Origin of the sequence: Proteus genomosp. 6 (genome assembly GCF_040139785.1) — a bacterium.
Taxonomy (GTDB): Bacteria; Pseudomonadota; Gammaproteobacteria; order Enterobacterales; family Enterobacteriaceae; genus Proteus.
Genome location: NZ_JBEEVJ010000011.1, coordinates 1 through 26,605 on the forward strand (window position 1 = coordinate 1; position 26,605 = coordinate 26,605).

26 protein-coding genes and 1 tRNA gene are annotated in these 26,605 nt (G+C 34.3%); 7 read left to right on the forward strand and 20 right to left on the reverse strand.

The window, feature by feature from the left end; all coding sequences use genetic code 11:
• Position 1 precedes the first annotated feature (1 nt).
• The 6 genes from ABN212_RS13755 to ABN212_RS13780 form a co-directional block, all read right to left on the reverse strand.
• A tRNA-Gly gene (locus ABN212_RS13755) sits at positions 2-74 on the reverse strand.
• A gap of 141 nt (positions 75-215) precedes the next feature.
• Positions 216-764, reverse strand: coding sequence for a CDP-diacylglycerol--glycerol-3-phosphate 3-phosphatidyltransferase (gene pgsA, locus ABN212_RS13760; protein WP_075674025.1), 549 nt, complete (start codon positions 762-764; stop codon positions 216-218).
• Between the two features lie 55 nt (positions 765-819).
• Complete coding sequence (gene uvrC, locus ABN212_RS13765; RefSeq protein ID WP_196574360.1) at positions 820-2,652, reverse strand: excinuclease ABC subunit UvrC; 1,833 nt, start codon at positions 2,650-2,652, stop codon at positions 820-822.
• Positions 2,636-3,295 (reverse strand): LuxR C-terminal-related transcriptional regulator, encoded by a 660-nt coding sequence (locus ABN212_RS13770; protein ID WP_198619909.1) that lies wholly within the window; start codon positions 3,293-3,295, stop codon positions 2,636-2,638. The genes uvrC and ABN212_RS13770 overlap by 17 nt, the downstream gene beginning before the upstream one ends.
• Positions 3,296-3,511: 216 nt before the next feature.
• The gene (locus tag ABN212_RS13775; RefSeq protein WP_198619908.1) at positions 3,512-3,916 is read right to left on the reverse strand and encodes a GFA family protein; all 405 of its coding nucleotides are present in this window, start codon (positions 3,914-3,916) and stop codon (positions 3,512-3,514) included.
• Between the two features lie 104 nt (positions 3,917-4,020).
• A complete protein-coding gene (locus ABN212_RS13780; protein ID WP_349443316.1) occupies positions 4,021-7,080 on the reverse strand; it encodes a DUF2339 domain-containing protein in 3,060 nt (1,019 codons plus the stop codon).
• A gap of 206 nt (positions 7,081-7,286) precedes the next feature.
• Between ABN212_RS13780 and glpX the strand changes: the two genes are divergently transcribed.
• A complete protein-coding gene (glpX, locus tag ABN212_RS13785) occupies positions 7,287-8,267 on the forward strand; it encodes a class II fructose-bisphosphatase (RefSeq protein WP_160230428.1) in 981 nt (326 codons plus the stop codon).
• Between the two features lie 109 nt (positions 8,268-8,376).
• On the opposite strand, the gene ABN212_RS13790 is transcribed toward glpX, so the two are convergent.
• The 4 genes from ABN212_RS13790 to ABN212_RS13805 form a co-directional block, all read right to left on the reverse strand.
• Complete coding sequence (locus tag ABN212_RS13790; protein ID WP_075674019.1) at positions 8,377-9,408, reverse strand: methylphosphonate esterase; 1,032 nt, start codon at positions 9,406-9,408, stop codon at positions 8,377-8,379.
• A gap of 10 nt (positions 9,409-9,418) precedes the next feature.
• Positions 9,419-10,375 carry a DMT family transporter gene (locus ABN212_RS13795; RefSeq protein ID WP_075674018.1) on the reverse strand — a complete coding sequence of 319 codons (957 nt, stop codon included), beginning with the start codon at positions 10,373-10,375 and terminating at the stop codon, positions 9,419-9,421.
• A gap of 130 nt (positions 10,376-10,505) precedes the next feature.
• The gene (locus tag ABN212_RS13800) at positions 10,506-11,243 is read right to left on the reverse strand and encodes a glutamine amidotransferase (protein WP_006532984.1); all 738 of its coding nucleotides are present in this window, start codon (positions 11,241-11,243) and stop codon (positions 10,506-10,508) included.
• A 27-nt stretch (positions 11,244-11,270) separates the two neighbouring features.
• On the reverse strand, positions 11,271-12,491 hold the full coding sequence (locus ABN212_RS13805; RefSeq protein WP_109373588.1) for a PfkB family carbohydrate kinase: 1,221 nt from the start codon (positions 12,489-12,491) through the stop codon (positions 11,271-11,273).
• A gap of 969 nt (positions 12,492-13,460) precedes the next feature.
• Here ABN212_RS13805 and ABN212_RS13810 point away from each other — a divergent pair.
• Complete coding sequence (locus tag ABN212_RS13810; protein ID WP_349443317.1) at positions 13,461-13,952, forward strand: DUF4822 domain-containing protein; 492 nt, start codon at positions 13,461-13,463, stop codon at positions 13,950-13,952.
• Positions 13,953-14,077: 125 nt separating this feature from the next.
• Here the strand turns inward: ABN212_RS13810 and ABN212_RS13815 are convergent, their stop codons facing one another.
• The 4 genes from ABN212_RS13815 to ABN212_RS13830 all read right to left on the reverse strand — a co-directional run bounded on the left by ABN212_RS13815 (position 14,078) and on the right by ABN212_RS13830 (position 17,135).
• The gene (locus ABN212_RS13815; protein ID WP_198619905.1) at positions 14,078-15,214 is read right to left on the reverse strand and encodes an AAA family ATPase; all 1,137 of its coding nucleotides are present in this window, start codon (positions 15,212-15,214) and stop codon (positions 14,078-14,080) included.
• Positions 15,211-15,915 (reverse strand): RNA ligase family protein, encoded by a 705-nt coding sequence (locus ABN212_RS13820; protein ID WP_349443318.1) that lies wholly within the window; start codon positions 15,913-15,915, stop codon positions 15,211-15,213. Before ABN212_RS13820 ends, ABN212_RS13815 begins: the two co-directional genes overlap by 4 nt.
• A gap of 258 nt (positions 15,916-16,173) precedes the next feature.
• Positions 16,174-16,749, reverse strand: a complete 576-nt coding sequence (locus ABN212_RS13825) for a YiiX/YebB-like N1pC/P60 family cysteine hydrolase (protein WP_232806269.1) — start codon at positions 16,747-16,749, stop codon at positions 16,174-16,176.
• On the reverse strand, positions 16,728-17,135 hold the full coding sequence (locus ABN212_RS13830; protein WP_196532529.1) for a DUF4878 domain-containing protein: 408 nt from the start codon (positions 17,133-17,135) through the stop codon (positions 16,728-16,730). Before ABN212_RS13830 ends, ABN212_RS13825 begins: the two co-directional genes overlap by 22 nt.
• 832 nt (positions 17,136-17,967) lie before the next feature.
• On the opposite strand from ABN212_RS13830, the gene ABN212_RS13835 reads away from it, so the two are divergent.
• Both ABN212_RS13835 and ABN212_RS13840 read left to right on the forward strand, forming a co-directional pair.
• Positions 17,968-18,225, forward strand: coding sequence for a hypothetical protein (locus tag ABN212_RS13835; RefSeq protein ID WP_006532995.1), 258 nt, complete (start codon positions 17,968-17,970; stop codon positions 18,223-18,225).
• Between the two features lie 110 nt (positions 18,226-18,335).
• The gene (locus tag ABN212_RS13840) at positions 18,336-19,028 is read left to right on the forward strand and encodes an XRE family transcriptional regulator (RefSeq protein ID WP_109373592.1); all 693 of its coding nucleotides are present in this window, start codon (positions 18,336-18,338) and stop codon (positions 19,026-19,028) included.
• A gap of 21 nt (positions 19,029-19,049) precedes the next feature.
• Here the strand turns inward: ABN212_RS13840 and ABN212_RS13845 are convergent, their stop codons facing one another.
• From ABN212_RS13845 to ABN212_RS13860, 4 genes are all read right to left on the reverse strand, one after another.
• A complete protein-coding gene (locus ABN212_RS13845; protein ID WP_160230432.1) occupies positions 19,050-19,676 on the reverse strand; it encodes an ABC transporter ATP-binding protein in 627 nt (208 codons plus the stop codon).
• Complete coding sequence (locus ABN212_RS13850) at positions 19,670-20,446, reverse strand: ABC transporter permease (protein ID WP_109401741.1); 777 nt, start codon at positions 20,444-20,446, stop codon at positions 19,670-19,672. Before ABN212_RS13850 ends, ABN212_RS13845 begins: the two co-directional genes overlap by 7 nt.
• Positions 20,447-20,545: 99 nt before the next feature.
• On the reverse strand, positions 20,546-21,301 hold the full coding sequence (gene modA / locus ABN212_RS13855; protein WP_196532527.1) for a molybdate ABC transporter substrate-binding protein: 756 nt from the start codon (positions 21,299-21,301) through the stop codon (positions 20,546-20,548).
• A 252-nt stretch (positions 21,302-21,553) separates the two neighbouring features.
• Positions 21,554-22,537, reverse strand: a complete 984-nt coding sequence (locus ABN212_RS13860) for a sugar-binding transcriptional regulator (protein WP_099075600.1) — start codon at positions 22,535-22,537, stop codon at positions 21,554-21,556.
• 370 nt (positions 22,538-22,907) lie between these two features.
• On the opposite strand from ABN212_RS13860, the gene cutA reads away from it, so the two are divergent.
• Both cutA and sra read left to right on the forward strand, forming a co-directional pair.
• A complete protein-coding gene (cutA, locus tag ABN212_RS13865) occupies positions 22,908-23,216 on the forward strand; it encodes a divalent-cation tolerance protein CutA (protein WP_198619902.1) in 309 nt (102 codons plus the stop codon).
• A 399-nt stretch (positions 23,217-23,615) separates the two neighbouring features.
• Positions 23,616-23,849, forward strand: coding sequence for a stationary-phase-induced ribosome-associated protein (gene sra / locus ABN212_RS13870; RefSeq protein WP_109373597.1), 234 nt, complete (start codon positions 23,616-23,618; stop codon positions 23,847-23,849).
• A 128-nt stretch (positions 23,850-23,977) separates the two neighbouring features.
• Here sra and ABN212_RS13875 read toward each other — a convergent pair whose 3' ends face one another.
• Positions 23,978-25,030: a DNA polymerase beta superfamily protein gene (locus ABN212_RS13875; protein ID WP_198632196.1), complete on the reverse strand. Its 1,053-nt coding sequence runs from the start codon at positions 25,028-25,030 to the stop codon at positions 23,978-23,980.
• Complete coding sequence (locus ABN212_RS13880; protein WP_198632197.1) at positions 25,014-25,793, reverse strand: nucleotidyltransferase domain-containing protein; 780 nt, start codon at positions 25,791-25,793, stop codon at positions 25,014-25,016. The genes ABN212_RS13875 and ABN212_RS13880 overlap by 17 nt, the downstream gene beginning before the upstream one ends.
• 132 nt (positions 25,794-25,925) lie before the next feature.
• Between ABN212_RS13880 and ABN212_RS13885 the strand changes: the two genes are divergently transcribed.
• A complete protein-coding gene (locus ABN212_RS13885; RefSeq protein WP_198632198.1) occupies positions 25,926-26,549 on the forward strand; it encodes an XRE family transcriptional regulator in 624 nt (207 codons plus the stop codon).
• The last annotated feature ends 56 nt before the right edge of the window (positions 26,550-26,605 follow it).

The following is a 26,605-nucleotide window of genomic DNA, read 5'->3' on the forward strand; positions in this document are numbered from 1 at the left end:
GAGCGGGAAACGAGACTCGAACTCGCGACCCCAACCTTGGCAAGGTTGTGCTCTACCAACTGAGCTATTCCCGCATTACCGAACTTGCTGATTTACTTATTTATTTCTGTAAACCGTTGTGCCTTTCGATGCGTTGCATTCTACTGATTTCCTGAATCTAGTCAACACTATATTTGCATCTTTTTGACTGTTCGGTGAATTTTCAGTCATTTCGATCAACCTTCGCGCAAATCTGACCACGCAGCGCTCAAATATTGAAACATTGACCAGAAAGTCAGCACTGTTGCGATATATAATAAAGCGAATCCAAACCATTCTGCTTCAACAGTAGGACGCCATAATAACACAACAAGCGATCCCATTTGTGCGGTCGTCTTCACTTTTCCTATCCAAGAAACTGCAACACTGTTACGTTTCCCTAATTCAGCCATCCATTCTCTTAATGAAGAAATAATAATTTCACGAGCAATCATTGTTGCTGCAGGTAAGGTTATCCACCACTCATGATAGTACTCAGTAATTAAAACAAGTGCTGTTGCAACCATTACTTTATCCGCTACTGGATCAAGAAAAGCTCCGAAGCGGGTAGTTTGTTTCCATCTACGTGCTAAAAAACCATCAAACCAGTCTGTTGCAGCTGCTACCATAAAAATAATAGCGCAAACTAATGGAGCATCTTTGAATGGTAAATAAAACACCAAAACAAAGAATGGGATTAGAGCGACACGAAATAGAGTTAGCCAAGTTGGGATATTTAGTTGCATAGCGTTCTACACGACCTAGAAAAGTGAGAGTTATTAATATGGTGCATCAATACACTTAGTGTTTCAACGCATTAAAAATTTTTTCTGCTAATGCCGTCGAAATTGTGGGGACTTTTGCAATTTCTTCAACACTTGCATCTCGTAAAGCTTGTAGCCCTCCCATATATTTCAACAACATTTGACGACGTTTGGGCCCTACGCCTTCAATAGACTCCAGCGAACTGGTATTTTTTACTTTTGCTCTACGTTGACGATGTCCCGTTATTGCATGACGATGGGATTCATCACGAATATGTTGGATCAAATGTAACGCAGGTGAATCAGAAGGTAACGCCATTCCTTCACCTTCAGGCACAAAAAACAAAGTTTCAAGCCCTGCTTTACGATCACTTCCTTTTGCGACACCAATTAATTTCGGGTGTGATTTGTCCCAATCAACATTAAGAGAATCAAATACCTCTATTGCTTGTGCTAATTGCCCTTTACCACCATCGATAAAGATAACATCTGGAACCTTACTGTCTTCTAATGATTTACCATAACGTCGAGTAAGCACTTGATTCATCGCCGCATAATCATCACCAGGAGTAATACCACTAATATTATAGCGCCTATATTCAGATTTTAATGGGCCATTCATGTCAAATACTACACATGAAGCCACAGTTTGCTCTCCCATAGTGTGACTAATATCAAAACATTCCATTCGTTTTATCTCTTTCATATCAAGAAGAGACATCAAAGAGGTATAACGCTGTGAAATTGTCGATTGCTCGACTTGTTTTGAAGCCAATGCCGTTGCCGCATTTGTTCTAGCTAATTTCAAATAGCGCGCCCTATCACCACGCGGTTTTGTTTGAATTTGAATTTTTCGACCTGCAATTGAAGATATAGATTCAGAAAGAATGGCTTTATCTTCTAAATCAAAATCGAGCAAAATTTCACTTGGTAAAGTACGAATTGCACTGCCTTGTAAATAAAATTGACCAATAAAAGTCTGAACAACTTCATCGATTGAGGTATTTGCAGGAACTTTAGGAAAATAACTCCGACTACCTAACACTTTACCTTGACGGAAAAAGAGAACATAAACACAAGCAATCGCACCATTAAAAGCAACACTGATCACATCAAGATCATCCCCAATATTGGCAACAAATTGTTTTTCTGTTACTTGCCTTACCGCTTGAATTTGATCACGAATGCGAGCGGCCTCTTCAAAACGTAATTCTTGGCTAGCTCCTTCCATACGTTTAACCAATCCATCAATAACTTGCGTATCATCACCTGAAAGAAAAAGTCGCACATAATTAACTTGTTGGGCATATTCTTCATCAGAAACATAACCTTTTACGCAAGGTGCAAGGCAACGCCCAATTTGATATTGCAAACAAGGTCTTGAACGATTGCGATAAACACTGTCTTCGCATTGACGAATAGGAAACAATTTTTGCATTAATGCTAAGGTTTCTCTCACTGCAAAGGAGTTAGGAAAAGGTCCAAAATATTCCCCTTTCGCATGTTTTGCGCCACGGTAGCTAGCAAGTCTGGGGTGTTTATCACCGCTTAAATAGATATAAGGATAGGATTTATCATCTCGCAACAACACATTATAGCGAGGCTGATAACGCTGAATGTAGCTGTGTTCAAGCAATAAAGCTTCCGTTTCTGTATGGGTGATCGTGACATCAATATTTGCAATGCACTTCACTAAAGCTTCAGTTTTACGGCTATTTACCTGTGTACGAAAATAGCTTGAAAGCCTTTTTTTCAGATCTTTAGCTTTGCCGACATAGATTACTGTGTCTGTTGCATCATACATCCGATACACACCTGGTTTATCTGTGACTCGGCTTAAGAATGCTTTGGCGTCAAATTTGTCTTCCACTTTGTAAATGACTCTCTATCTCAATTAACCCATAACGTATTGCTATATGTGTTAATTCTACATCACCTGAAATTTTAAGTTTACTAAACATTCGGTAACGATAGCTATTTACTGTTTTTGTATTAATATTCAACTCACTTGCGATTTGTGTGATTTTCTTCCCTCTAATGATCATCGACATAATCTGCAATTCTCGTTCAGACAGATGATGTAAAGGATTTAATTCTTGCTGTAATTTTGTTAGTGCGATTTCCATCGCTAACTCTTGGCTTATATACCGTTGACCGATACAAACCTGTCGGATAGCTTGCAGAATATTTTCACAAGAAGTATCAGCTACAATAAAACCTTCAATACCCAATTGAAGAAGTGTTATTGATAATATTGAATCTGTTTTTGGTGAAATAACAATAATTTTAATTGATAAAGATGATCGCTTTATTCTTTTTATAGAATCAATTAATGAGACTGAAGGTGCTGAATAAATAATAATAAGATTAACTGAAAATTGTCGGCAATAACGAAATGCATCATTTTCATTATTCACCACCTTTCGGATATTAATTTTTTTAATCTGGCTAAGAAGTGTTTTTATTCCCAAGCTAAATATTTCAACTCGACTTATTATCAATGTATTTATCAATAACTTTTTCCTTTTAAATTACACCATAACAAAGAACATTAAATCAATTCTTCACAGGCGTGAATACAAACATCATACTATAATAAGAAAATAGCAACCCAGCGCTTCCTTTATATTACATTAATATTTATTTAATGAAATAAAATAATAAAAAAGACTCATGTAGAAAAGAGTCTTTAAAAAATCAAAAAATATAAAAAACTAATAAATGAAATTTTATTTATTGAACATGTTCATAATATCTTGTTCTGTTAGCATGGGTGTTTTTTCTACAAAATTATAATAATTAGGTTTGCTATCTATATAAATTTGCATTGTCAGTTTACTTTCTTTTGCATCGGGGAATAATCCTGCTGATACATAGTAAGTATGGGTTTCTTTTAGATGATAAAAAAGATGAGAACCACAATGCTTACAAAATGCTCGTTCTCCCCATAAAGATGAATCATAACGTGTTATATTTTCTTCACCTTCAATCTTCAAATCTGATTTACAATCAATTGAAAAACCAGGGCCACCATTCCAACGCAAACACATACTGCAATGACAAACGCTGAGTGCAGAGATATCTTGCGCTGTCGATAGCTTAACCTTGCCACATAAACATTGACCTTGATGCATTGATACTCTCCTCTTCTTTAGATCATGAAATCATGCATTAATCACTTAAGATTATATGCATGATTTAATTTCAAAGATCAATAAAACGCACATGTAAAAAACGTCTATACTTTTGTATTTTCTCTTTGCTTTTTAGGTGGCAATGGTGAGAAATACCCAATTAATAAAATCAGTATTGCAACACCAATGAAGGCCAATGCTCTGAGCAACCCACTACTTAATGATGTATCAATTAGGAAAAGTTTAGCGATAACTACGGCCAACAGTACGCCACCAATAAACCATTGTGAACGTAACTTCTTACGTGTCGCCATCACCATAGTCACTAACGCAGTAATTGCCCAAATAATGGCTAATACTGTTTGGATAACTTTGGAATTAATTATTGCATAACTCGACCAATCAATATCTGTTGCAAAGACTAGTCCTCTTAATAAAATACCGTTTGCCCACCAGAAAATCATAGCTGGAATAATGTAATTAAATATAATCAAGTTATTTTTCAATAATATTTTATATTTAGGTGACTGTTTTATTACTAATATAAATTTATAGCCAACCCATATTCCAATAACTCCCATTAGATCCATTAAGTTAAATAATGGAATAAATTTAACTCCACTTTCAGTGCCGTCATTAAAGTTTGCAAAGATTAAAGAAAGTGCCAGTAAACCTAAAACAGGAAAAGTGACTACCCAATAAGCATTTTGGTACTCTTTTATCCAATCAACTTTCATTGCTAGTATATAGCTTATTGCAATAAATAAACTTATAACAAAAATTACGCTTGCAAAATGTAAACTCACATAAAGGTACGTAACATCCATTAACCAAATAATTTCAGTAAATAAGAATAGAACAATAAAGATAAGGTGCATACTGTGGATCAATGCTTTATTTATCCTTTGTTTCGGCAATAACGTATTTACCTTAAGCAAGTAAAAACCACTCGCAAAAACTGCTATCCAGATAATCGCACTTAACCAATTATCAATTAACGAGCCTGCAAGATAGATGTACACCAACATAATAAGCGCTGACATCGGCCATAATAAAATAGAACAACTAGCCAACTCAGAAAATTGGGCTTTCTTCCCAGCAAAGAACATGCCCCAACAGCTAATAAGAATAAAAGCAAAGGTAATGGATTTTACTTCTGGAGAAAGCCAATGTTCGCCATATTCTTGTAGAAGTAAAACGCTATATCCCCAACTTACAGCAGAAATAAATAGTGTTACATATCCAATAGTTCGATTATCAAGATTAATAAATTGTGCTCGATACCACAGTACTGCGACGGCAAATACAACGATGACTTGTGTTACAAGCATTAGCCAATCGCCTAGCGAGATAACAGGCATGTTAAATAATAAAACAGAGGAAACCGCAACTAAAATAGTCCCTGCAATCGCAGGTTTCTTTTGCTGCTGTAAAACAGAAAATGCGAGGATCATTACCCCTTCAATTGCCCATACAATCGATGTCCATTCAGCAGAGAATGCAAATGGTACGGCTAAAGTAGCAAAGGTGACAGATAGCATAAAGAAGGCAATTGCCAGTAATTTGCCCTCTTCACGATAACGCTTAAGTGCAAACCAACTTAGTGCGAAATAAGCTAATCCATAAAGTGATGAAGCAATAGCAACACCATATGGCCATTCAGAAGCTAATCGATGTTGGAAGATAAAACCAATTAATGGCGTACCAAATAGTAATGTGGCATCAAAAGGAATATTAAGTTTCAGTTTATTTTTTAATGTTGAAAGTTCCGTTGCAACACCAAAAATCAACCAATTTGCAATTAAAAATAGCTGGCAAGGTAAATAATCAGCATGAGTGTAATTTGGTATTGCCCATATAAAAGCAATACCAAAAGTAAATGCAAAACCAATAAGATTTAATAAACGCCAAACTTGCCAATGGCTGATAATAAGAATACCAATTGAAAGAATAAGATAATAGCTAAACAATGCAACATAATTGCCACTACCCGTAGACAATAATACAGGTGCTAAATAACCACCAAGTGAAGCTAATATAGCTAAACTAATAGCCCGATGAATAACTGCCAAACTTACACTAACCAAACAGATAAACACCATAATAGCGAGAGCAATGCTAATAGGAATAAAATCATAAATTTTAGTCGCAGCAAAAATAGTAATGTAAAACCCACCAATGCCGCCACCTTGCAAAATTAATGCATATATCAGGTTTTTCTTTCTAAGCCACCAGCCAATACCTAATAACGCTAAGCATCCTGTTCCCGCCATCATTAAACGTGTTGATGCTGAGACAAGCTCATTCTCAATACTATATTTAAGTAAATAAGACAGACCAAAAAAGAGTAATAACATCCCTATTTTAGCCAGCGGATTTCCTGTTACTACCCAATTCCAAATAAGCCCCAAGATCGATTTCTGTTGACGTTTTGGACGAGGGTTTAAATTAGGTCTATATTGCGATGCAGGTCTATTTGCTTGAGGTGTAGCATTTCCTAAATTACCTGTTTCAGATCCTGCAAGGCTTGCACTTGCCATATTAGCTCTATTTTCGGCAAGCAGATCTGATGTTGATTTAACAGATGTTTGTTTTGCCTCTTGTTGGTAATGATGGGCAAAACGACTTGTTGCTATCTTAGGTTGATAAGGCTCAGCTCCTTTAGGTGTAGGGGCTGTTGATATTTCTGGCTGATCAGGTTGTTTGTTTTCAAAGTTAATATTATTAACCATAGAAGATTGAACAATTGGATTTTCTTCTTTAGGAGAAACTTTATTAAATGCTGTTTCTTGTGATGCTTGTGCATATTGAGATACAGGCGCGTCTTTATTTTCCGCCTGATTTTTCACATGTTCTGTTGTGTTAATAGGTTCAACTGTTTTAGGTTGATAAGTTGAAGCAGTTGAAATCGTTGATTGAGGCTCTTTTTTTATATCACAAGAGAAATCCTTAACTTCGCTTTTCTGAGCGTCAAGCTCTGTGCGAATATCCGCAGCGTTATCTTTACTTAATAACTTAAATAATTTCTCTTGTTGTTTAGTAAGTTTTTCTTCAAGCTGTTTAATTCGATGTAACAATGAGTTGCTATTTGTATAAGCGTGATATTGCCAATACAAAGATACCACGACAAATATTGTAACGATAAGCACCAAAAAGTCATCCATAAACCTAATCCTTTTGCGTTAAGCATCACATGCTTTTAATCTCTTAACCTTAGTTATACTTTAATTTTCACAGATTTATCTTAGTTTATTCCTAAATAACCTATTTCGAGAACTCTTGATTTAAACCTAGCACATAATTTCGAAAAAAAGGTATGATCGGCAACCTATCTTAATCTTCCATTTATATCGCAAAACACACTCATAATATGAAATTAAATGACGAATTAACTAATGCTATCGCTTCTGTAACAGAAGCCGCAGCTATTGCAGCAATGCCTTGGATTGGAAAACAAAATAAAAATGCAGCAGATGATGCTGCTGTCAGTGCTATGCGTGAACGTTTGAATAACCTGAATATCAATGGTGAAATAGTCATTGGTGAAGGTGAAATAGATGAAGCACCTATGCTCTATATTGGCGAAAAAGTAGGTAATGGGAAAGGCGATAAAATAGAAATCGCGGTTGATCCAATTGACGGTACTCGCATGGTCGCTACGGGTGAAAATAATTCCCTAGCCATTTTAGCCGCAGGCTTTGAAGGCAGTTTTTTACAAGCTCCCGACATGTATATGGAAAAATTAATTGTGGGTAAGCAAGCTGCTGGTGTGATTGATCTTAACCATTGCCTTGAATATAACCTTGATGCGATTGCACAAACATTAAATAAATCTATTGAGCAGTTAACTCTCGCTATTTTAGATAAACCGCGTCACCACGATATTATTAACGATCTACGCGCTAAAGGTATTAATGTTATTACACTACCTGATGGTGATGTTCTAGCCTCTTTATATGCCACAATGCCTAATAACAGTATTGATGTTATGTATGGTATTGGTGGAGCACCTGAAGGCGTAATTAGTGCAGCTATCGCTAAGGCATTAGGTGGTGATATGCAAGCACGTTTAATTACTCGTGATATTGCAAAAGGAAATAGTGCAGAAAATAGAGAATATGCCGTTTCTGAAATTGCTCGTTGTCATAAAATGGGTACTGATGTAAATATTAAATTGTCATTAGACACATTAGTACGTAACCAAGATGTTATGTTTGCCGCAACCGCGATTACCAAAGGTGATTTCTTATCTGGTGTTAATCAACAAGCTCAATATCTACAAACACATTCTTTAGTAATTAATGGTTCAACACACTCATTACGTTATATTGAAAATTATCATTTACGTTAATGCTTAAATTTGTCTTCGTTTCCTTGAGACACAAAAAAGCGGCACCTTATTAAGATGCCGCTAAATTTACTTCAAGGGGTATATTTATTGTTATTTATTCACTTCAGATTTAAGCCAACAAATTGGCTGGATTCTCAACACATAATTTTTTGATAATAGATTTATCAATGCCACGTTGAGCCAATAATGAAAGGAATACATTAGGAACAAATCCCCAGCCATTCCCCCCATTTTTCGCCCACATCTGTTTTAAAAACACATCATGGCTTAATACAATTTGGCTACCATAACCTCGTTCAATTAAAGTTGCGACAGCTTCTACGGTATCCATAACACTTGGTGCCGCACCCTCTTTAGGGAAAGAGATATCCAGACCAATCATATCAAATTCAAGCCAAACACCGCGATCTAACATTTTGCATTGATAATCAATATCTTTACCTGATGGATCAGAATGTGCCAATGAAATCTTAGCGGGATTACATCCCATTTCTGTTAATAGAATATCTAAAACTTCATCACCACGACGTTGCCAACCTGGCATATGAATATTCATCGAAGCATGAGGATTACTGTTTTGTGCAATAGCGGCGGCACGTAGGCTATTTTTCTCACCATCTGTAAAGAATGGAGAAACACCAATTTCACCAATCATACCTGCACGAATATCAGTACCATCAATACCTACATTCAATTCATCATCAATGATTTTTGCCATTGCATCAATATCATCAGCCAGCCGTTCTCCTTCAAACTTTTCAATATAAAGTCCTGAAGAAGCTACAACATTAATACCTGTTATTTCTGCAACTTGTCTTAGTTTTCTAATATCACGTCCAATGGATGAAGAGCCTGTTGCATCAACAATTGTTCTTCCACCTAACTCTTTGAAGTTATTTAATTCAAAAATAACATCTTCGATTGGTTTTTTATCCATATTATCGCAACAACAATATGGATCGTATTTAAGTCCCCACTGAATATCTGCACTCACTTTTTTATCAACTAACACATGCGAGAATTCATAAAAAGGTTCATCAACAACACCTGAGAGATCATTAAAGAGGTGTTCATGGGGCAATGTTAGCCCCATATCTTCTTTTTTCACGGGGCCAGTTACGGTTTGAATATAACCTTTCATTACGATACTCCTACGCTTTTGCTGACTTAGTCGCTCTGAATTCAGGAATTGTTGTTACAATTGCACCCACTAACGCAAATAATGTACCGATGATTGTCACTAAATAAACGGTATTGCCCAATGAAGGTAATAACAAGTCAATTAATACAGAACCTAACAATTGACCCGCTGTTGAAGCAACACCTAACATCAGTAAGCCTAAACCACGTACTAAAATAGCCATTAATGCGATAGACATAAGCCCTAAAGGACCACCTAAATACATCCACCAAGTACCGGGTAATTCAAGAGTGATATGACCTAATGCCATACGAACAATAAGAGCAATCGTTAAAACAGTGAAGCCAACAATAAAGTTCCAAGTGATAGACACCATCATAGAACCTGTTGCTTCTGCAACTTTTGAGTTACCTGCTGGCTGCCAACCGGCTAATAAACCCGCAAGGAAAGGTAAGATTGCTAAATAAATAAATGAGGTTGAGTGCCATTGCGGAGAAACTACAAATAAAGTCGCAACAACAGCTAACACAGCTCCTAATACACGATATGGTGTGAAATATTTTTTCTCATCAACACCAACACCAAAGCGGTCACATAATAAGCCTGATAATAAAAGTGCTGAAATTAATGCTGTTTGGAATGTTGCAATCCCTAATGCACTCGCAGAAGCCCCTTCAGAGAAAACAACCATTGCACCACAAAGACCCGCAAACCAGTTCCATAATGGAATTTTGCGCGTTTTAATTAAACTAGGGATTGAAGCAAATTGCTGGCGATACTGTTTTTTCGACATAATGATAAAAAACATCACCACTAAACCACTGGCAAAAGAGATAACTGCACTGGCGTTACCATCTTTTAAAACATGCCCTAACTGCCCATTCACCGCAGACTGCATTGGTGATAGCATACCTGCTAACACAGTTGCTAACATCAGCAATGGTGTTGATAAATTTTTTGTACTCATAAGATGTTCCTTTTGGATTATTGGCTATGAGTGATTTCTTTTTTTATTTTTCAAGTAATCGGTTTTTTATTAGCGCAGAGCAGCAACTCTGCGCTTTTTTACTTTTTATGACAGTTATTCTTAATTCAAATTAACGAGCGATTTGTTTAAGAATGTTGACCCACATATCGGCATAATGCGGCCATGCTAAAAATTCTTTACTTCCCCAGTGAGGAGAACAGTCACTCATAAAGCAGCCTGTTTTTCCTTTTTCAAACTGACCAAATACCAGTAATGGATCTTCGCCAATATTTAATACAGTTTCTGTATTCTCTTTAGCTGAAACTTTGTTATAGCCAAGGAACATTGGCCATTCACCAAAACCTTTTACGGATGCATGCTCTGCATTAACCGCACTTGCAAATACACCTTCTGGCGCTTCAACACGATCGTCGCCATCCAGCATTTCAACAGGCAGAACTTCTGCAAGTAATGTATTTTTGTAGTTTGCTTTAGCTTCAATACCCATAAATGACAAGTAACCACCAATCATTAATAAACCACCGCCATTAACCACAAACTCTTTAATTAACCCTAATGCGTTAGGGATAACTTTCATGTTATAGAAAGTATCGTTTTGCAGAAGGAACGTATTTGCACCAATATCACTAATAACAATGACATCGTATTTAGCTAATGCTTCAGCCGTTTGAGGGAATGCAACCTGAACGGTATGAGCTGGCATATAATCAACTTCAACACCCTTTTCTCTTAAGCAACTTAATAAGAACGTTGAACCTTCTTCATATTTGCTGGAAGTGAAACTGTCGTAGCCTTTGGAGTGGATCATATGAATGTGCCATGACTCACCAATAAATAAGATTTTCATTTTTATTCCTCTTTCAAAAAAGATTATTTATTCAGGGGATTGGGTGACAATCTGTGAATATGTTGTTTGATTGATGCGATGCATGACATTAATATCTTCAGGCATTTCTGAAGCATTACTCGTCTCAACAGCTAATGATGAAAAAGCTGATGCATAGCGTAACGCATAAGAAAACTGCTTTCCTTTTGCCAATGAGGCAGCGAGTGCTCCATTAAAAGCATCACCTGCCCCTGCTGTATTTTTTACAACTGCCGGATATGCCGGCGAATAAATATACTTATATCCGTCATAAGCTAACGAACCTTTACTACCCAGCGTAATAACCACCTTATTTACGCCTTGCTGATAAATAGAAACTGCAGCATTTTTTGCAGATTCTAAATCAAGTACTTCTATCCCAGATAATAAACTTGCTTCCGTTTCATTAGGTGTTAAAACATCTATCATTGGAAGTAATTCATTAACTATTTTGTTATAAGGTGCTGGGTTAAGAATAATAGGAATATTATTTTCGTTTCCAATAGCAATAATTTCTTTTAATGCTTCAATATTCGTTTCTAATTGAATTAAAATTATATCCGCGTCAATAATTTTATCTTTCTGTATTTTTACTTCATCAGCAGAAATATCCATATTAGAACCCGAGTAAATAGAAATAATATTCTCTCCACTCTCCTCCGATACAAAAATAGACGCTGTTCCTGTTTGATAATTTTCAGTTTGATATATCGTTGACGTTTTTATTCTTGATGACGATATAAAATTAACTGCATAATCACTAAATTGATCAGTACCTATCTTCGTAATAAAATGTACTTGTGCATCAGCATAACTCGCCGCCAATGCTTGGTTACAGCCTTTACCTCCTGGTGAGAAGATAAATTTATTCGATAATAAGGATTCCCCGGCTTCTGGCAATCTAGGAAGATAACTAATCATATCAACATTAAATGAGCCCAGTACGCACACCTTATTTATTGCAGTCTTGTTTGCTAAATCGTTTTTATCAATTTGATCATTACATTCTAGAAATTGTATAATTTCTTTCTTAGCGACTTTATCTAATGTCTCAAATTCTATAAAAGCACCACCATGGCATCTTTTTATAATTCCTTTTTCTGCTAGTGTATTTAAATCTGATCGTATTGTTTCTTTGGTAACATCAAGTTCTTTGGCCAAAACAGAAACTTTTACTGCACCATTACCTTTAATCAGATTAATTATTTTTTTATGACGTTCTGCTTTCATTTAATGTTACCTCTATGGCAACAACTTTAGTTTATTAGTTGTTATGGGATTGTGATTACAATCATATGTTATTTATTAAAAGCAAAAAAAAGCAGAAATACAAAAATAAAAAACAAAAAGAAACAGAAATAAACAATGATAATCGTAAGATTATTTAATAAGTAAATTTAGAATTTATTTATTTTTCAGACAAAGTAAATCTACATATAACGTCATTCCAATCTATTTACCATAAATAAATTTAATTTTATAAATAAGGCATTACAGAAAAATAATTTTATATTTCTGTAAAATATCCGTAATAATGCTTAAATAAAATACAATCTAATTGAATCGAGCAATGCATTAATTATTTTTATCATCGCGGATTTTTAAAACGCATTTGCCATAAAGAAATTCTAATCATTAAATACCAAAGAAAACGATACCCTTTTACCAAAGAACATAAATCACTTAAGTAATGCAAAAGTAATGCTTAAAACATCTTCTATTTTTGTCTTTTCATTTTTGTGATCGAGATATCATTCAATACGTTTACAACACCCTTTTCATAAATAAAATATTGATTATTTATTTCAATCTTTCATTTTATGCACCATTTTTACAGAGAGCTGGCTATTTATCTTTGTCTATATTGCACATCGATTGGTCAAGCTTTGATCTAATTTTGTAAATAAGGAAGGCTTTCTATACGTTTTATCCATTGTTTATAATAATTATTTATATTGTTGAACATCTTTTAATCGGATAATAAATCATAAAAACAAAAATTATTGATACTTAACACCGAAAACAACGCAGTTAAAGTGATTTAATTCTAGCTGTTTTTGTAAAACAACCTTTTCATCAGAAACATTCTGACATACTTCTTTTCTGGTACTTACCTCGTTTCATGCCTAACTTTATTACTAACAGGAAAAACATCAGTGTTCATAGACAAGAAGTACAACGTAAAATAAGGATATATTAATGAAAATAAAATCACTTATCGCAATCTCATTATTAAGCGCTAGTTTTTCTCTTTTTGCCGCAGAGAGTTCGACATCAACTGCCAATATTCAAACTCAAGGAGTTATTCAGGCTCAAAAAGAACTGAATGACTATGAGAAAGTCATGATAGAAAAAGTTTGGATAACGACTGATGCTATCGATGAAAAAGGAAATAAAACTGTGGCCGATAATCCTCAAGTCAGCAACTATTTTGGACTTGCTGAGTATTACCCTAATGGCACTTTTATTATGTTTACACCGGAAGGTAAACAGAAAATGCAAGGTGATTGGTCAATGTCAGATGATGGCAAAATACGTACCTTAGTTGCCAAAGATACTGAGGGTAAAACATTATTCACCCGAGATGTAGAAAATATCACGGTTAAAAATGATGAATATACCTATCGTATTTATCCAAATGCTGATGATCGTAATACCTATTTCGATATTATCCATCACGTTAAAAAATAAATTTAGTACGTTGTTTTACCTGCAAATTAATCCTACTCAATAAGTAAAAAGGGTTACTTATAAAAATAAGTAACCCTCACTTTACTTTATAACCGACTTATCATTTCGCCGAAATAATCGGATAATTAAAGTATGGTCTGAGATTGCCCTTCAATCCAATAAATCACTTCATGCGCTTCTTCTGGTGTTGGTACTTCCAATTTACTCAACATGCGTTCCATTACTTTAACTGGCACGGCTTCGTTTCTTGCATTATTTTGCCTCTGCCACTGCACATAAGGGACTTCAATATAAACCAATCTAATTTTCGCATTATAACGATAAAACAAAGAGATAAGTTGATCTCGCATTTTTCTTGTAATATTGGTGGCATTCCAAACAAAAGGTTTATGCTCTCGTAAATAAAGACGGGCTTGTTCTTTTGCTTGCTGTACTATCCAACCATTAGCATCTCTGTTATCAGGCTTAATATTATGCTGACGACGGAGATCATCTAAACTCACAATCGGAAGATCTGCACAATGTTGGCGAATAAAAGTATCTTTTCCCATACCTGGTAATCCACATAACACCGTAACTTCACTTCCTTTTTCAGGGTAAGGCTCATAATTGCAATCCGTACTATTTTCTGTATAAAAATAGTGAAAGCGAGCATCATCTGAAGGAAATGGAGCAACCTTACGCCAACAATTTAGCTCTTCACAATAAAGCGCAAATAACACAATTTTATCAAAAAGGGCTTGTTTATCTTCACAATCTCGCCCTAAAACATCAGCTTTAGCTAATAATGCCAACAAATAGCAATCTACTCTTAATGATGCAGCAAGCAGCGCTTTTTTAGGATCAGGCTTATCCATCACCCACAACGGCAGCCCATGAAAGCGAACTAAAGCCGCGATCTGCTCTCTATCAGCAAAGCTTAAAGGTACTTTTTCATACAGAAAAAGACGTGTTGTTAATTCCCCTTTACGTGCATGACCCGGTGAAACAATACGCCCCTCTTCTTCGCGTGTTGTAGATCGTTTTTCCACATCATGAAGTAGTGCCGAGATCCATAAAATTTGCTGTTCTCTTTCAGTTAAAGTCTTATATTCTGGCAATGATTTAACTGAATTGATTACTCTTTGTGTATGTATCGCCACATCACCTTCTGCATGATGAATAGGATCTTGCATAACACCAGCCATATCACTAATTTCGTCATACAATCCACAGAGATGTTCCCATGACATTTCAGTGTGTAATTTCTTATGAAGCATCATTGAGACTCCTGTGTTTTTTCCCAAATTAAAGAGGCTCGTCGCCAATTTTTTTTCCAATGAACATCTGTTTTAACGTGATCTTTTCTAACATATTTAAAAACACGATGTGAAAAATCATCTAAAGAAAATGATTGTGCATCTCGTGTAACAATACCTTCCATTGGGCTTGGTTTTTGCGTTAAAACATCATGTGATTGAAAGAAACTTGCCTGTTTCGCTTGTGAAACAATCATATTTTCAAAATCAGTTTTATCCTGACATTTAGGCAGTTTAATTTCTGGCACAGTTGGAAAATCAAACAGAGAAGCATAAAACTGCACTTCTTCCCAACTTAGCCATTTATCTTTATAACGAACCGCAAACACATAAAAATATTCTTCTAGGTGTGCATATTCAATAGAATGAATGGCATATAGATTCTCGCCGAAAATATCTAACTCACCTAAATCATTTTTCATCAATTGCCAACGTTGGCGCAATTGAGATGTCCACGCTGATTGTGTTGGGGTTGCATGCGAGCGTGCAAAAACACCCATTTTATTCAGGCAATTATTTTCTCCATCCAGTTTTTCTGTATGGATAAGTTGTTTTATCTTGCAAATATCCTGCCACCATTGTGCATTTATACGATCGTCGTTTGTTGTGCCTGGTGAAAAAGGATAGTGATAAGTTCTATCATATTTTTGTGATTGATTATTCATTATTTAATACTCATCAAGTAACAGAAGTCCTACCAAATTTAAAAAGAAATTCAGTAAGTTGATTTTTCTGTATTGCACTATTCCTTCAGTGCCTTAATGTGTATTACATAACAACGACCTAAATAATCAAAAGAGAGGGGAAAATAAATTTAGACAGATATTACCTATAACTTTCCAAAAGAGCTAGACAATTAATATACATTTTTATTTGTATTTTTTCTAATTAGTCTTACGCTTGAAATAACTTAAAGATAAATATCACTGTGGATATGGAAAAATATTTTCAGAGTTAATCAGATTTTCAGGAAAAATAAGTGGATTATCTGAAATAAATGGCATATCTAATTTTCGACTACCCGTGGAAATAGAAACCCCAGCTTTTAACCATGCAGTAGCAACTAGCTCAGTGCAATAAACACCCTGTCCTGGGTAAATACTAAATTTTTCACCAACTCGTTCTAATGCAGTTTGCACCGCAATATTTCTAGCTTCTTCACTTCCTTTCACTTGGTAAAAACGAACTGAATTCGGCTTTGCTCGACTAATGAAAAATTCAAGACTATCCACAGTAACGCCATCTTTTATATTGCTATGTTCACTGGGTGTAGAATGGATCACTTGAACACCGTAATCAGAGATCCACAGCAAACCTACATGGCTAAACCCACTTTTATCAACTTGTTTAATTATCTCACTAATAACTTCATCCCCATCCCGAAAGACTAAATCACCATTTTTTAAGTCATGAGGCAAAGCGAGTGCATAAAATGCACCCGCTAAGAATAAAGCTACAATATTAAATATGCGAACAATCACTTGAAAGCAACTTTCCATTTACCATCAACATTAATCATTTCTTGTGCTTTTGTTTTTTCTACACCATCTTTTAAGACAGTTTTTAATGTCACTATTGCGCTCTTTTTATCTTCGCTATATTCAACACTAACAATTTCAACCTTGCTTAAACCACCCTGCTCTTTAACTTGTTTCCCTGTTTCCGCAACAATCATCTTAAACTTGCTATTAAATTGCTCTGCTCTTGGATCTTTTTCCATTTCGCCTAAGTGGATTAATGATACTGCTTTATCTCCATTTCCTTCTGCAATTGCTTCAACGAATGCAACGGCAGCCTGTCCTGGATCATCTGTTTTATCACCACAAGCTGATAACACCATAACTGTAAATATTAAAAACAGAGAACCCACAATTTTCTTTAACATAATTCGCCATCACCATAAAAGTTATTTTAACTAAAAGAAATCTTATATAAAATATTTCCTATATTAAGATATAAGACAGTAAATGCATTATTTAAAATTAATTCAATAAAGAGAGATAACTTACCTTTCCTACCAATAAATTATACGTGATAAAAGTAAGTTTAGGCATATTTTTATATCATTCACTATTTTCAGATAGAGATTAAATGAAACTAAATTAGTTTTGCCGCATATCATAAAAAGAGTAATTTTAATTTGCACAAGAAACCTACTCGTTACATAATGAAAATATCTTATATATTTACCCTTTATAATCAATAAATAAAGAAAAAACATCTCTACTTTAGCTTTTTGCTTTCTTTTTAAGAATATAATTAGGAGCAAATATTAATAATATTGAGTATTAATATTTTTTCGATAACATTAGAATAAAATTATTCTCTATTTATTGTCGAAACTACTTTAATATTTGCTAAATATAATACTTTTTGCCTTAATTTATCTAATTAACAAGCATCATTTAAACTAATATCTCATGAGAAATATCAATTTAATATTACAAATAACAATATTACAACAATTAAGTAGACTAAAAAACAATTCTATTTGTTTTCACAATATATCACAGCGTATTATTGCCTAATATTTAGGTCATTTGCTTATAACACATTGCAAAAAAACACAAATAAACACTAGAAAAATTGTGATCGCATACACTTTTTTGCATCATTAATGCTATTTAAGACAAATAGAAACTGCTTTTTTATCAACAAATAGGTAATCTAGCGGTCTGATTTTGATGACCAAACATGAATAGTTAAAAGGATATTTTATGTTTACTTCACAGCTCATGCTGGTCGGTTATGTGTTGTTGGTAAGTCCTTGTGGAAATGATTCTTGTGATGCAGTTCCTGTTACAGAAACAATTTATACTAAAGATGAATGCACAACACGACTTAACTACTTAAAACAAAAAAGACCTGACCTTATTATTTTCTGTGGAGAAGTCTTGAGAGATCCTGAAGTTACTGATGAAAACCCTTACCTCACCCCACCAGATAGTGCAGACGACGTTTTCAAAATTAAGTAACTAATCTATTCCTAGTTTTATAATTAAGATAAAATACAATTTAATTTGTTTTCTTTTTACGATATACTCTTTGTACTTGAATATGTAAGGACACGTATTAGGAGTCACTAATGTCTATTGCGAAACGTACCAAAGATAAACGCATTGCGTTAGGTTTAACACAATCAGAACTTGCTACTTTAGCGAGTACGACACAGCAATCCATAGAACAGCTAGAAAGTGGTAAAACTAAACGCCCCCGTTTTTTACCTGAATTAGCAAAAGCATTAAATTGTGATTTGGCTTGGCTACTCGAAGGTGAAGAACAACCCAATGCAACTTCTGAAATTCCACCAGAGAATGAATGGCAACCGGTGAGTGAATGGGACAGTAATACCCCTTTAGGTGCCGATGAAGTGGAAATTCCCTATTTTAAAAGTATCGAACTCGCGGCGGGTGACGGTTGTTGTACTAACGAAGATCATAATGGATATAAATTGAGATTTTCAAAAAGCACATTACGCCGTTATGGCGCATCTTCTCAAAACGTTATTTGCTTTTCTGTTTATGGCGATAGTATGTCACCTGTTATTCCCAATGGCTCAACAGTCACTGTCGATACAGGTAACACACGTATTGTTGATGGTGGCATTTATGCTATCGAACAAGATGCCTTGTTTAGAATAAAACTGCTCTATCGTCAACCGGGCGGTAAATTGATTATACGTAGTTATAATAAAGACGAATTTCCTGATGAATCAGCAGAAACTGATTCTGTAAAAATTATGGGGCGTATTATCCATTGGTCAGTAATGGCTTGGTAATCAATAAGCAAAGCAACAATTTCATAGTATAGAATTTTCAGTAACAACTTGTCCTTTAGACAATAAAACCGTTTTATCTGCTAGCGCTCTGATTTCACGAGGCTCATGAGTAACCATGATCATCGTTATTTCCTTAGATTTTAAGGAATCAATTAAATCCCAAAGCTGATAACGTGTTTCCCAATCCAAACTCGAAAAAGGTTCGTCCAGTAGTAACAGTTTGGGTTGGCTAATAAGCGCTCTTGCCAATGCAACGCGTTGTTGCTCCCCTCCTGAAATTTGATGAGGATAACGTGTAGCGAGATGTGCAATTCCCATTTGCTCTAATATCGCCTTTTCTCTCTCCTTGCTTCGTTTCTGTTTTGCACCATATTGTGCTAACCATAAATTTTGTGTCACAGTCATAAACGGAAATAAATAAAGCCGTTGATTTAAATATCGACAAGAGCGTAACCATACTGGTTGTTCATTTATATTTTTATCTGCAAGGTAGATATCACCAGTGTATGAAGTATATCCAGCAATCGCATTTAAAAGCGTTGTTTTACCACTTCCAGATGTACCACTTATTCCTAAACATGTTCCTTTTTCTACGTCCAACGAAATATCTTTTAATATACCCGTTGTTAATGAACGAATTTCTAACATGATCTTTTCCTTTCTCGCTGTAAACGATGTAATGCAAATAACAAAGTAATCGCGATAGCGATAAGAACAAGCGCACAACCTATTGCCAGAGTAAAGTCTCCGCTGGCAATATTTAAATAAATTGCCATAGGCAACGTTTCTGTTTTTAACCTTGTTGCACCAGCTAACATTAACGTTGCGCCAAATTCACCTAAAGCTCTAGAAAATGCAATGATGCTTCCACTCATTAAAGCTGGCCAACACAGTGGTATTTCAATCAAGAAAAATGTTTTTGTTGGCGTTAATCCTAAATTTTGTGCCGTTTGAATATAAGCAGGATCGACAGACTTAAAAGCAGAGAGACTATTTCTCATAATAATCGCGCTTGCGACATAAGTTTGAGCAATAATAATACCCAATGGTGAAAAAAGAGAGCGAGATAATTCAGGAAAAACGCCTGTTAAAGGGCCCTGATTTCCTAACAATAATAATAATCCGATACCGATAACTAATGGAGGAGTAACCAAAGGCAAATCTAATAACGCATCAATAAAACGATGTCCTTTAAAAGGAATTCTTGCCATTGCCCATGCGGCAGGTACACCTAGGATAATTGCTAGACATAAAGAAGTTAACGCTGTACTGAGCGACATGCCAATAGCAAAATGGAATTCAGGATCGGTAATAACTTGCCTCAATTCAACATAAGAAAGTTGGCATATCAATGCAATTAGCGATCCTAAGATCAGAAATAACAATAAAAAAAGTGGAATTAATGCCCATCGAAACACGTTATTTCCTTTTTAAGATAGATATTTATTTTGCTGTAATAATGAAAAAAGCCACCAGTGAGTTGGTGGCGAAAAAACACAATTTATGTGAGAAAAAATCTATGGTTTCGAAATTACAGGAAGAAAACCATAATCAGTAAAAGCCTTTATCCCTTCAGCACGAGTAAAATAATCAGCAAGTAATTGTGCTTCTTTCGGATTTGCTGATGTTTTTAAAACAGCAAGTGTTGCCACTTCTTCTGGGCTACCTTCAGGAACTGGAAGCAAAACGAGTTTATCTTGATTTTTCATTGCATCTGCATACCCAATAATGGCGGCATCCACTTCCCCATTGAGTAAATACATAAGCAATTGTTTAATGGTTGCAGTGCGTACAACAACTTTATCACGTAGTTTATCGCCTTGACCTGATGCATCAATAAGTTGCTCGCCACTTTTTCCTAATGCGATAGCTTTAGCATCACCCATACCTAGTTTTAATGAACTATTCGCAAGATCTTCTAGTGTTTTAATATCACCCACTTTATCTTTACGCACAGCAATAACTGGAATATGGCGAACAATAGAATATTGATTAACTACTTGTCCTTCTTTATTTAACTTTTCCACGTAATCTTGTGAACCGGGAAAAAATAAATCCCCCTGCTTAGTTAAATTAAAGCGTGTTAGTATTTGACCTGAACCGCCATATTCAATAGTAACTTTATTTCCTGTCTCTTTTTCAAATACACTCACAACTTGCTCTACTGGTTGTTTTAATCCAGCGCCTGCATAAAGATGAAGCTCTGCTGCAAATGTATTATGGCAAATTAATCCTAATGCTAGCCCTAAACCAGCAAGAAATTGGCGTTTCATAAAAGTGGTGATCCCGACTATCGTTATATAATTTTTTATATAATGAATGATATAAGTATTTAAGGCAAGAGGCTCATATAAAAAAAGATAAAAATGTTAACAACTTATCATTTTTATCTTTTTCTTTATATGTAAGCTTTACAAAATAGACTGATCAAAACAAATGCTTCAAACACTTTATTTTTATCAGAAATAAGTAAAGCTTAAATAGTGGTTTGCCAACAAATCCTCGCTTTCACGAGGATTTTATTACTAATTGTCTAGCTCTAATAATGCCAGCGCTGTGACTTCATCAATCACAATATCAGTGGCGTAACCTCCTTTTATCGCCCCTATTGTCGCCTGAATATTTTCCACACCACCAGCAATAAAAAGTCTCTGTGTTATTTGTCTTAACTGAGCAAGGCTTATTCCCATTATTCTAAGGTCAATATCAGAAACCAAAGGATTGCCTTGCGCATCATAAAAACGTCCACAAATTACGCCAACAGCACCCAAATCACGATATTGAGCCATTTCACTGCTCGTTAAAACCCCCGTTGTAACCAAAGGATTATCATCTAATGTATTACCCACAACAAAAAGGGCTTTATTACACTGATTTAGCGCTGAAAAATTACGCCTAATAATAGGTTCAGCTTGAAGTTCCATTGCTAGGCGCGCACTAGAAACCACCGCAGGCACATGCAAATTAATACTGCACCCTGACAACTTGTTTGCGATTAACGCGGCTGCTTCTGTTGTTTTAAAATCAGGCTGTGGCGCTACTGCACCTATCATTTGTAGTACGGTGATATTTTTTAATGACTTGGGTGGAAGATAATTACCCAATTTATAAATTGTTCGTCCCCAAGCAACACCTAAAATATCATCGTCATTAATTATCTGAGAAAGATACATTGCTCCTGCTTTCGCTAATCTTTCTCTATTCATATTTAAAGTGTGTTGCGATTTATTCTTTTCTTCATCAGGTAAAATAAGCACATTATTAAGATCGAATTTTGCTTTTATTCTGATGGCATAATCAATCGTAGAAAATACTGATGAATCCAAGTTAATATTTACGAATCCTTTTTCTCTAGCTAGATGCAAATATTTCACGACGGTGACTCGAGAAACACCCATAATATTTGCAACTTCACTTTGGCTGAGTCCGTCTTGATAGTAAAGCCACGCAGCATAGAGAACGGGATCATTATCAAATAAACTCGCGTTTTTTAGCGAATTATTATCCATTTTAAACCCCACAAATTTTTATAAATCTTATGACTAATTAGTTTATTTTATATTAGAGATATTATTGAAGGTAAAAATGCCTTTAGCAAAATTAAGCCTTATAACACAAATAGATAGATTTCATTAATCTAATAATAATATCGGCACCCTGATATTTTTCTTTACTACAAGAACCTTATAATACGTAAAAAGCCCTTAATAATGCCGTAAACATTTCATATCGAGAAAGTTTTTTTTGAAAAAACTGTTTTATTTCGCTAAAAATAAAAATATTAGCTTTAAGTTTTAAAAAGTTTTATTTTGATAAAATTAAAATCACCAAACCTTATTGTTGCTATGAAAGATCGAATTAATTTTAAAAGGAAAAACAATGATAATTGCATACTCAACCGCACCAAATGAAACAATCGCTAATGAAATTGCTCACCACCTCATCAATGCAAAACTTGCTGCTTGTGTGAATTTAATACCTCACGTAAAGTCTATTTATCATTGGAATAATGAAATTGTTGAAGATAATGAAATACTTATGATGATAAAATCCGAAAAAAGTAAACAGCAAAACTTAATTGATACTCTTATCGAAATACATCCTTATGATACTCCTGAAGTAATTATAATACCGATTGAAAATGGTTTTAAAGGTTATCTTAATTGGATCTATACCTCCTTGAATTAAAATAACGTTAAATTTTTAACGAGATCTCTTTTCTAATTCTCTTTTTCAAAAAAATGATAATTAATTGTAAATTAAAGCATCTTATATCATCTCAATTATGAGACAAATAACTCGATGTTAATATTAAGCTAAATTTCTTATTTTTAATCATGACAAGTGTTTTAAATACACTTTATAAGTGTAAATATTTTAATTTCAACTGATGATAATCTAGATACTTAATTAAATTTCGAATATAAAAATATTTATTTTATTAATCTGAATATTTTTAAAAAAAGGGAAAATATAGGCAGAATAGCCTTTAATGCTAAATTAATAAGGTTACCAATATCTTATTCTATTTATTCTCTGCTATAATAAATAGGCTTTCTCTAAATTACATGCAAAAAGGAGTGAGTTGTGAAAACAAACAGAGTCGCAAGACGTATTTTAGGTTTACCTTATAATTTGAGTCGGTCTAAAAAGAAAGTGCGTTTTTCCATTATTGCCTCTGCAAACGCAGAAAATATGCCTGCTGAGTTAAAAAATACAGCTAAAATCTGTTTAAAACAGGATTTTAGAAAGAACGCAGAGCACAAGCGTATATATATGAAGTTAACAGATGCTTACCCAGAGTATCTTGCAACTAATTAATATTTTTATATATCAACGCTATTTAATAAATATTTTTACATTTAGTTTGTATACTTAAAATATTTAAAATAGCATATCCCTTACATTACGTAAGGGATATTAGTTTTCTAGGCTAGTTTATTTTTCTATTAGTTATAAAGCTCTTTTCTTATATTTATAAGAGCAACTTCTGCAATTGAAGGCTCAATTTTTTCAGGCAACAGGCTTAATTGAAATGCTCTCTTAATAGTCTTAATAAGAATTTCACTGCGCTCTAATAATTCATTATAACTAAACTGACCTGCCTTAATTACTAATAATTCATCTCTGTTATCACACCAAACCTTCACTTTACCTTCTTGTGCAATCCCTAATGCAATATAGAGTAATCTAAAGGTATGCATCATATTCTTGCTATCATAACTTCTGCCATGATCGATGTTTTGTTGGTAACGAACATCATTACGTTGCTCAACCCACTGCCAATATTCATGATATTGCTTGCGATATGCACTATAACCTTCTTTATTAAAGCTAAGATAACCTTCTAGTTTTGCTGTTTTAGAAATACTACTTAGCAATACATCATTAGCATTTTCTTTTTTTATTATTCCTTGATAAGGCACTTTATCACCATAATAAATTGCATAAGTATCTTGAGCATGAGTAAGTTTTGCTAACCCAACATTCTCTTGTTTCCAACGTCGATTTTCTAACCAAGTATTGATTAATGTTGTTTTTCCATCTTCAATGACATAACAAAAATCAAGAATAGTTTTTAATTTTTTTTCGACCGGATTTACTATTTTTTTGTTTAGTCCCTGAGCTTTCTTAATCTGCCCTTGTGCATAGCGCACAAATGTTTGAACACAAGTTTTAGACAAAAACCATTCTGGTTTTATCAATGACATTAAAGGATGTCGATAAGTAACCATCTGTTCGGGTGAATTAAGTAACTCTAAAATATTAGGATTAGATGCACACAATAGTTCTATAAATCGTCCAAGTTCATAATAGACTATATCATTGGTTTCATTACTTACTTGTGGTGTGTATTCCAACCCATAAAAAAGATCTTTAGGAAGATAAAAGACACCTTTAATATCTGTATCTGATGTTTCCGTTGCAAGATTATGTGAACGACTTCCAGCAATACTTTCAAATAAAAGGTAAGGTTTTATATCTTCAATAGTCAGTTTCATCTAATTTTTTCCTAAACCAATTATTTAAAATATTATTATCGGGTACTGTTCTCTTGGTTAATTGAACATTTGTCTCTTGCCATAAAAAGATCACTAGATGTTGCATTGCATCTGTTGGCACCCAAGTAAAATGTTCATCTTTATCTGATTTAAATTCTACTAGTTCTTTGATGGCTTTTTGTTCTTCGATAGTTAAAATTTTTATCAGCTTATCCAATTCCATAGGCGGAATGCTACTCATTTTCACTGTCCAATAAGCGGATAAAAGAGAGCGTAACATATAGAACCATTTTTTTAATTTTATTGGCTCTGCACTAATCTCATTTTTAGCGTTATTTTCAGGACAATATCCACTCACAACTTTAGCAATTCCTCTGTAATGATGAACAATCACTTTTGGTTGATAATAGAGTTCTGCAAGCTCAAATAACTCTTTTTGAACATTAGGATATTGTTGATAAATTATTGGCGATTGGAGCCACTCTAATAATATACAATTCGATTTGCGTAATAAGTGTAGAGCTTTGGTAATATCCCAAGCGCCTACATCAAACCAACTATTTTCTATCCATTCGAAGGTTTCTTTAGGTTTATCAATAGAAAGATAAGCATTACGAGGCCGTATAAAAATACCCCGAACATCATAATCACTATCTGTTGAGGCAAATCCCCAAGCTCGACTACCACTTTCTGCAACATAAAGTAATTTAACTTGATGCTCTTGCTCTATTTGCGGTAATTTTTTTAATATCTCATTATGCATGATATCCTTATCTCCTATTTTATTAAATTACAACATCATGTAGATGCTCTTGTTTATAATTCGAGTATTAAACAATAATAACGAAGTTAAAAAAAAGTGATCAATTCAATGTAACTAATAATGGATTTTTCTATGAATAACAATAAATTTAAAAGCATTGCTGAAATTAGAAAAGATAACCTGATTTATATTATTGAACGCTACTACAACGGCAAACAAAAATTACTGGCTAATGCATTAGGTGTAGCCCCAAGTATGATCTCCCGTTACCTATCACCAAAAAATTTAAAAAGTCATCGTGAACTCACCGATCCTATGTCACGTAAAATTGAGTATGTGACTAGAATTAGTAAATATTGGATGGATATAGACCATTTAAAAGAAGGTCATACAGAGCCAGAAAAAGAAGAATACATTCCGACCGAGATCGGAAAAATACTCTCAGATAACATCACAACATTTATGTTAAACGATGGAATAAAATCAAGAGTTAAACTCTCTGTTGATTCGGGTCTTGCACAATCAACGGTTAACCGCATTATTAATTGTGAAGCCAGTGCCACCGCTGAAAGTATTGATGCTATTGCTAAGGCAATGGGGCGTCAGGCTTACGAATTATTAATCCCTAAGAATGATAAAGGCGCTATTTATTACGATAGAAAAGCCTATTCTAAATTACCTTTAAGTGAACAAATATCAATTCAAAACTTTATTGAATTTATTATTTATAAAAATAATCCTACAACTAGTGAATAGATATATATAAAAAAAAGCCACCAGTAACTTACTGATGGCTATTAGTTTTTTAACCT

Bases quoted from the DNA above. Each gene is read 5' to 3' on its own strand.
- ABN212_RS13800 (WP_006532984.1), bottom strand. From the start codon at position 11,243: ATGAAAATCTTATTTATTGGTGAGTCATGGCACATTCATATGATCCAC.
- ABN212_RS13835 (WP_006532995.1), top strand. From the start codon at position 17,968: ATGTTTACTTCACAGCTCATGCTGGTCGGTTATGTGTTGTTGGTAAGT.
- ABN212_RS13775 (WP_198619908.1), bottom strand. From the start codon at position 3,916: ATGCATCAAGGTCAATGTTTATGTGGCAAGGTTAAGCTATCGACAGCG.
- pgsA (WP_075674025.1), bottom strand. From the start codon at position 764: ATGCAACTAAATATCCCAACTTGGCTAACTCTATTTCGTGTCGCTCTA.
- ABN212_RS13780 (WP_349443316.1), bottom strand. From the start codon at position 7,080: ATGGATGACTTTTTGGTGCTTATCGTTACAATATTTGTCGTGGTATCT.
- ABN212_RS13875 (WP_198632196.1), bottom strand. From the start codon at position 25,030: ATGAAACTGACTATTGAAGATATAAAACCTTACCTTTTATTTGAAAGT.
- ABN212_RS13860 (WP_099075600.1), bottom strand. From the start codon at position 22,537: ATGGATAATAATTCGCTAAAAAACGCGAGTTTATTTGATAATGATCCC.
- ABN212_RS13790 (WP_075674019.1), bottom strand. From the start codon at position 9,408: ATGAAAGGTTATATTCAAACCGTAACTGGCCCCGTGAAAAAAGAAGAT.
- ABN212_RS13830 (WP_196532529.1), bottom strand. From the start codon at position 17,135: ATGTTAAAGAAAATTGTGGGTTCTCTGTTTTTAATATTTACAGTTATG.
- ABN212_RS13845 (WP_160230432.1), bottom strand. From the start codon at position 19,676: ATGTTAGAAATTCGTTCATTAACAACGGGTATATTAAAAGATATTTCG.
- ABN212_RS13805 (WP_109373588.1), bottom strand. From the start codon at position 12,491: ATGAAAGCAGAACGTCATAAAAAAATAATTAATCTGATTAAAGGTAAT.
- modA (WP_196532527.1), bottom strand. From the start codon at position 21,301: ATGAAACGCCAATTTCTTGCTGGTTTAGGGCTAGCATTAGGATTAATT.
- ABN212_RS13820 (WP_349443318.1), bottom strand. From the start codon at position 15,915: ATGAATAATCAATCACAAAAATATGATAGAACTTATCACTATCCTTTT.
- cutA (WP_198619902.1), top strand. From the start codon at position 22,908: ATGATAATTGCATACTCAACCGCACCAAATGAAACAATCGCTAATGAA.
- ABN212_RS13840 (WP_109373592.1), top strand. From the start codon at position 18,336: ATGTCTATTGCGAAACGTACCAAAGATAAACGCATTGCGTTAGGTTTA.
- ABN212_RS13795 (WP_075674018.1), bottom strand. From the start codon at position 10,375: ATGAGTACAAAAAATTTATCAACACCATTGCTGATGTTAGCAACTGTG.
- ABN212_RS13815 (WP_198619905.1), bottom strand. From the start codon at position 15,214: ATGATGCTTCATAAGAAATTACACACTGAAATGTCATGGGAACATCTC.
- ABN212_RS13810 (WP_349443317.1), top strand. From the start codon at position 13,461: ATGAAAATAAAATCACTTATCGCAATCTCATTATTAAGCGCTAGTTTT.
- ABN212_RS13880 (WP_198632197.1), bottom strand. From the start codon at position 25,793: ATGCATAATGAGATATTAAAAAAATTACCGCAAATAGAGCAAGAGCAT.
- ABN212_RS13885 (WP_198632198.1), top strand. From the start codon at position 25,926: ATGAATAACAATAAATTTAAAAGCATTGCTGAAATTAGAAAAGATAAC.
- glpX (WP_160230428.1), top strand. From the start codon at position 7,287: ATGAAATTAAATGACGAATTAACTAATGCTATCGCTTCTGTAACAGAA.
- ABN212_RS13825 (WP_232806269.1), bottom strand. From the start codon at position 16,749: ATGGAAAGTTGCTTTCAAGTGATTGTTCGCATATTTAATATTGTAGCT.